Here is a 2,078-nt window from a genome sequence, read left to right on the forward strand (position 1 = left end):
TCCACGAGCAAACCAGGCACGCGCCTCCACCGGCAGCCGAGCCGGCGCCTTGTACTCCCGGCCCCGAGGGCATCGCTATCGTCGGCGTGGGCTGTCGCTTCCCTGGCGGCGCCTCCTCACCGGAGCGTTTCTGGAGCCTGTTGCAACAGGGCATCGATGCGGTTGGTCAACGTGACGGCCTTGCGGACGAGCCGGCGAGCGGTGGTTTCATCGAGGGGGCGCAGGAGTTCGACCCACGTTTCTTTCGCATTTCCCCCCGGGAGGCGCAACTGCTCGATCCGCGGCAGCGGCTGTTGCTGGAAACCGCCTGGGAGGCCCTGGAACAGGCGGCGATCGCGCCAAGCAGCTTGCGTGGCTCCAGCACCGGGGTGTTCGTCGGCCTGATGGGGCATGGCTATGACGTGCTCTTGCGGCAAACGGGGCAGGGGCACGAGTCCAGGCCGGCCTTCACCACTGGCAACGCGGCCTCGGTCGCCGCCGGGCGGTTGGCGTATTTCTTCGACTGGCACGGGCCGGCGCTGTCGGTGGACACCGCTTGCAGTTCATCGCTGGTGGCGATCCACCTGGCCTGTGAAAGCCTGCTGGGCGACAAGTGCGAGGTGGCCCTGGCCGGTGGCGTGAACCTGCTGCTCGACCAGGCAGAGTCCGAAGCCTTCCGCGCTGCCGGCATGCTCTCGCCGCGCGGCCGTTGCAGCACCTTCGATGAGGCCGCCGATGGCTATGTCCGGGGCGAAGGCTGCGGACTCTTGGTGCTCAAGCGTCATGCTGACGCCTTGGCTGCCGGCGACCCGATATGGGCTGTCATCCGAGGCAGTGCGATCAATCACGATGGTGCCAGCGCCGGGCTGACCGTGCCGAACCAGTCGGCCCAGCGCGCGGTCATCGAAGCCGCGCTGGCCCAGGCCGGCCTGGCCCCGCACCAGGTGCAGTACCTGGAAGCCCACGGCACCGGTACCCGCTTGGGCGATCCGATCGAGGTACAGGCCGCCGCCCAGGCATTGGGGGCTGGCCGACAAGCGCAGCGACCCTTGTTGCTCGGCTCGGTCAAGACCCAGCTTGGGCACCTTGAGGCCGCCGCCGGCGTGGCGGGGCTGATCAAGGTCATCCTCGCCATGCGTAAGGGACAGATTCCCGGGCAGTTGCATTTCCGCTCGCCAAATCCGCAGGTGGACTGGGCCAACCTGCCGGTGCAGGTGGTCGACCGGCCGCGCCCGTGGTTCGCCGGCCGGCGGATTGCCGGCGTCAGCAGCTTCGGTTTCAGCGGCACCAACGCCCATGCGCTGCTGGAAGCCTGCGAACCGCCGCCGCCTGCCGCAGCGAATATTGATGAGCCAGTGCTGATCCTGCTTTCGGCGCGGACCCGCGACAGCCTGCTGGCCAGCGCCGAACGCTTGCGCGCGGTGGTGACGGATGGCCGCTTTGCCCCGGCGCAGTTGCGCGATATCGCCTACACCCTGCAGGTCGGGCGTGAGGCCATGGCCCATCGCCTGGCGCTGCTGGCCCGTTCATTGCCGGATCTGGCCAGCAAACTGGCAGGGCTGGACCAGCCCGGGGTCGAGGCTGGCGAGCTGTGGCTGGGCGAAGTCTCCCAGGATCACCCGCCGCCTGCCGATGCCCCGGCCAACGTGGCCCAGGATCGGCTGCAAGTCCTGGCGCAACGCTGGGTCCAGGGAGCCGTCGTGGACTGGACGCCACTCTACACAGCGCCGTTGCCACGCCGGATCGACTTGCCGACCTATCCGTTCGCCCGCCAGCTCTGCTCGGTACTGCATGGAAGCACAACAGGGAGCATCACCATGGAGCATCAACCCCCACAGTCGCCAACCACCGCTTTTGCGGGGGACTCGTCCCAGCCCGGGCACGATGACGGCAAGCCGCGCAAGTTGCAGTTGCGTGTCCTGGAGGATGGACCCGCCATCGAGCTCCCGGCGCCGGCGGAGCAGGCCGCGCCAGTAGCCGCGCAAGACTCGCCCATGGCCGCCCAACCGGTCGCGGTGCCCCGTACCCCGGAGGTTGCCCCCCATGTGCAGGCCGAGCGGCGCGCGCTACTTGAGCGCGAGCTGACCACCAGCCTCGCC

Annotated in this window: 1 protein-coding gene; it reads left to right on the top strand. The window is 69.0% G+C overall.

The window, feature by feature from the left end:
- The coding region (locus tag ACK6AU_RS31890; protein WP_409303734.1) for a beta-ketoacyl synthase N-terminal-like domain-containing protein at positions 1-2,078 on the top strand (2,078 nt) is incomplete at both ends.

Source organism: Pseudomonas sp. KCJK8993 (genome assembly GCF_046230915.1).
Taxonomy (GTDB): domain Bacteria; phylum Pseudomonadota; class Gammaproteobacteria; order Pseudomonadales; family Pseudomonadaceae; genus Aquipseudomonas; species Aquipseudomonas piscis.